Source organism: Chamaesiphon sp. OTE_20_metabat_361, from assembly GCF_031364565.1.
Genome location: NZ_JANLWO010000518.1, coordinates 1 through 4,074 on the forward strand (window position 1 = coordinate 1; position 4,074 = coordinate 4,074).

The following is a 4,074-nucleotide window of genomic DNA, read 5'->3' on the forward strand; positions in this document are numbered from 1 at the left end:
GGTTAGCAGCGATCGAATCCCTGCTGTTAGTATGCCCTGAGAACGGTTATCCGCATTCACTAGCTCTAAATTTTCAGATTACGGCGAGATGAGTAGGCGGCTAATTCGCTGTGACTCAGACAGATTGAGTAGTGAGATCCACCCCGTCAGGGCTATCGATTGTGAGGGGGCTTCGCGATTCAATCTCGTCGGTTGCAGCGATTGGGGAGAGTGGTTCCAGCTCGCTCTCGTCGGTCGATGAGATCTTAGCAGCGGCTACTTGCAAAGCTGCTAAGTCGTTGATTTCGTAAGTACGGTGAAATTTATCAGTGACTTGAATTAGTGAGGAACGACTGCCCGACTGACGACGTTTGCGAACGAAGCCAACTTCTACTAATTCTTGGACGTGTTGATAGGCACCACTACCGCGCAATTCTACCAGATCTGTTTGAGAAATCGAGCCTTTAATCGCGATCGCGGCTAGAGTTCGCAGCGCACCCGTCCCGATTTCAGCGGGAATCATTTTATCGATCAAAGCTTGGAACGAACCGCGCAACTGAAGTGTATAACCCTGGGGGGTTTCGACTACTTCCAGCGCACTATCTCGATGGGCATAATCATCCATCAACTCCATCATCGCCGTTTCCGCTGCATCGCGATCGCACCCAGCACATTCAGCAATAAATGCTAAATCTAGGGCTTGTCCCTTGAGGTACAAGATGGCTTCGATTTGACTGGCGAGACGAAACATTCTTTAGGGGATAGGGAATAGGGGAAGGGGGAGAGAGAATAGGCTTTAGGCTTTAGGTTTTAGGTTTTAGTAGTAAGCATTTTGTAGGGTGGGCACTGCCCACCATCTACGATCGATGCAATGTTTAAGGAATATTTTAGGCTGGAATCGATCGCTATCGATGTTTTAAACAATTGATTATGACGTCATCAAACTCGATCGAGCCTGCTCATCCGAACAAACTCAATCTTACTCTATTAGCACCAACTCATCGTTAGTATCTAATCCCATTTCTTCTAGAGATTGCCAACCGGGTTTCCATTGGCTGGTATCTTTCATCGCTTGGGCATTGATCCAAAATCTGATACTAGGATCGCACGATGAGACCATTTCGGCAAATACCCACTTACCATCATGTTTGCGATTGACGACTTGAAAATGTCGCCAGCCCCACATTTTCTGAGTAGCCGTCCATTTTGAGCCGAGTAAATGTGGGAATTTCTGTTTTTTTGCCATGACTCCTAACTAAATTTATGCGGACTCGGCTGAGTGAGGGGTAATTTCGCGCAGATGGATGATATCTTGACGCGAATCGACTAGCGCAACTTGGACCTGAATCTGTTCGCCCGCCGCTATCCAGCGATTGAACTTCATCGCTAACTCAATCCCCAATTCTTCGATCATAATCAGCGCCAGACTCTCATCTTCCCGCAACCACCGCAAGAAGATCGCGTCCCATTCGCGATCGCCCGATCGATTGAGGTATTCTAAAGTCCAGTAGCGATTGGTTTGACGTTCGACCATAATCGCTTCGTAGATATTGGTACCCAACGCCAGCATGATTTCCTGCAAGCGTTCGACCGTAAACGGCAACTCATCGCCGCGCAGGTGGGCTTTGATTTGATAGTGCGCCAGTAAGTCTGTATAGCGGCGGATGGGGGATGTGACTTGTGAATAGGTGTTTAAACCCAAGCTAGCGTGTCGAGATGGGGTGGTTGCCATTTCACTCCGAGGCATACAGCGCCGGATGGCACAGGAGCGTGCAGGGCCGACTGGAATGAGGATCAGTTCTTCTTCGGGTGGGAGTTCGGGCTGGGGTTGTCCGCGATAGGGTAAGGGAATCGAGTTATCTTGCCCGTATTTAGCCGCGACTTCACCAGCTAAGATCATCATTTCGGCTACCAAGCGGCGGGCGCGATTGTCTTCGATCAAATCGATCGAGACTTCATCGCCGTTAACCTTAATGGTAGACTCGGGCATATTGATATTAATCGACCCTTGGGAGGTGCGCCACTGGTTGCGAAGTTTGGCAGCTTTGGCAAGGGATTCGACTTCCATCTCGCCGGGAATTCGCAACTGCAACATCTCCTCGACATCTTCATAAGTCAGTCGATAGGTCGGCTCGATCGTACTCGGAGTTATCTCATATTCGCTCGCTGCGCCATTGTCATCGAGGATCACCCCAAAACTTAAGGCACAGCATTTTTTCCCCTGTCTGAGGCTCATTGGGCCAGTAGCCAGGTCGGGCGGAAACATCGGAATCATCCCCGTGGGGAGATAAATAGTGACCGATCTTTTCCGCGCTTCGAGATCGAATTCATCCCCAGGATATAATAATCGCGTCGGATCGGCGATGTGTACCCACAGCTTTTGACGACCATCTGGCAACATTTCCACACTCAAGCCATCATCGATTTCCTGAGTACTTTCATCATCGATCGTATAGACTTTCAGATGGGTAAGATCGCGGCGGTGGGCTGCGTCGAGATCGACAGGTGGATTAGTTAATAATTCATGCGCCACTGTTTGCATCTTGTGTGAGAAGTGAACTGGAGTCTGAGCGCGACGCAGATGGATATTTTCATGGATGCTCCACCAACCCAGTTCGACTAGGAGCGCGAATACCGATGACTGAGATTGGGTGCGGTTGAGAGCTGTGAGGTATTCACCCAGTTTTTGCGGTGGTAGATCTGGGTTGAGAACGTACTTCTCTAGGACTTCGAGCCGCTGCTTGTCAGTCTCTTCCCACTCTACAGGCGTCCCGGCTAATTGCTGTCGCACTCGATCGATAAATCCCTGCTGTTCCCGCTCTTTTTGCCCTTTAATGGTGGCTTGATGCTGGAGTTCAGTAACTTGAGTGCGACTGCGGGGTTCGTACTTGTCTTCTTTCTTGTTCTTAAAATAAATCTTGTCTTCTGAGAGCAAGACGTGAGCCGCATAACAAAGTGCTGGTGTCCGATCGGAATATAGCAAATCTGCCAAAGTGGGCGGATCGACTATTTCCCCATCTGCTACCAACATTTCCCAAGCTACTTCTAAACTCTCAGGATCGATATTTGGGGCAACTTCAGCTAAAAAACCATCGATTTGGGCGGGCTTGCTGTAGCTAATCCCAGCTACTTCATAAGTAACATCGCGGGGATGTAACGTATGTGGTTGTGTCCGAGCATCGATCGCGATCCAGTGTTTTTTTCCTTCTGGACGGTCGGCTATTGCTAGACGGCGGTCTCCATTGTGCCAAAATTCAACTAGAGTTCCCTTCTCCACCCCTATTTCTTCCTTTGTAACGGTGCGTCGTTACGTGTTATGTGGTTGTCATCGATTTCGGCTGGACTCTGGCGAATCCTCAAGGCTGCCCGATCGATAAAAATATGCTTTTTTTCTAGTTTACGGTGAATTGACGATCGTGGCTAGGAGACTAGGAATGTGAAGATATGAAGTTTGCTGGAAACTTGAAGCCACTAGCAACCCTCATTCCTCATTCCTGACTGGTTAGCCTTCGACGTTGATAAATGGCATCAACGCGATTTGGCGCGAGCGCTTAATCGAGAGGGTCATATCTCTTTGTTGCTTGGCGGTTAAACCAGTAATTCTCCGAGGTAGGATCTTGCCACGTTCGGTGACAAACTTCCGTAGTAAGTCTACGTCTTTGTAATCGATCGGATCTCCAGGTTTGATCGGTGATAACCGTTTGCGAAAATAAGCCATGTGTTTTTAGTGGTTAGTGAATAGTGGATAGTGAATCGTTATGGCTCGATGGGGATGGATCGGTTCGGCAGTATCAAGAGCAGTAGCAAAAGGTGAAAATTTATTTACCCATTACCTATTACCCATTACCCATTACCCTCTCCCCTTCGATCGAGATAACTAGCCACCGTTATTTGATCTCTTTATGTGTCGTGTGCTTGTTGCAGTAGCGACAGAACTTGCTCAATTCCAACCGGGCGGTAGTGTTCCGGCGGTTTTTCATTGTAGTGTAACGGGAGACACCGGGCGAACGTTTCGCAAGATTGCTACGACACTCGGTGCATTCCAATGTGATGATAATACGAACGCCCTTTTTGGCTGCCATACTCTTTACAGAC

The 4,074-nt window shown here is 48.6% G+C and carries 5 protein-coding genes; all 5 read right to left on the reverse strand.

The genetic code is table 11. From position 1 onward, the window contains the following. Positions 1-115: 115 nt before the first annotated feature. Positions 116-730 (reverse strand): SMC-Scp complex subunit ScpB, encoded by a 615-nt coding sequence (scpB, locus tag RMO35_RS15025; protein WP_309742139.1) that lies wholly within the window; start codon positions 728-730, stop codon positions 116-118. Between the two features lie 228 nt (positions 731-958). Continuing rightward, positions 959-1,225 carry a TIGR02450 family Trp-rich protein gene (locus tag RMO35_RS15030; RefSeq protein WP_309742140.1) on the reverse strand — a complete coding sequence of 89 codons (267 nt, stop codon included), beginning with the start codon at positions 1,223-1,225 and terminating at the stop codon, positions 959-961. A 15-nt stretch (positions 1,226-1,240) separates the two neighbouring features. After that, positions 1,241-3,256, reverse strand: a complete 2,016-nt coding sequence (locus RMO35_RS15035; RefSeq protein WP_309742141.1) for a ribonuclease R — start codon at positions 3,254-3,256, stop codon at positions 1,241-1,243. A gap of 225 nt (positions 3,257-3,481) precedes the next feature. After that, positions 3,482-3,697: a 30S ribosomal protein S18 gene (gene rpsR, locus RMO35_RS15040; protein ID WP_309742142.1), complete on the reverse strand. Its 216-nt coding sequence runs from the start codon at positions 3,695-3,697 to the stop codon at positions 3,482-3,484. 169 nt (positions 3,698-3,866) lie between these two features. Beyond that, positions 3,867-4,061, reverse strand: a complete 195-nt coding sequence (gene rpmG, locus RMO35_RS15045; RefSeq protein WP_309736890.1) for a 50S ribosomal protein L33 — start codon at positions 4,059-4,061, stop codon at positions 3,867-3,869. Positions 4,062-4,074 lie beyond the last annotated feature (13 nt).

Excerpts from the sequence above, each read along its gene's own strand:
- rpmG (WP_309736890.1), bottom strand. The coding sequence starts at position 4,061 with ATGGCAGCCAAAAAGGGCGTTCGTATTATCATCACATTGGAATGCACC.
- scpB (WP_309742139.1), bottom strand. The coding sequence starts at position 730 with ATGTTTCGTCTCGCCAGTCAAATCGAAGCCATCTTGTACCTCAAGGGA.
- rpsR (WP_309742142.1), bottom strand. The coding sequence starts at position 3,697 with ATGGCTTATTTTCGCAAACGGTTATCACCGATCAAACCTGGAGATCCG.
- RMO35_RS15030 (WP_309742140.1), bottom strand. The coding sequence starts at position 1,225 with ATGGCAAAAAAACAGAAATTCCCACATTTACTCGGCTCAAAATGGACG.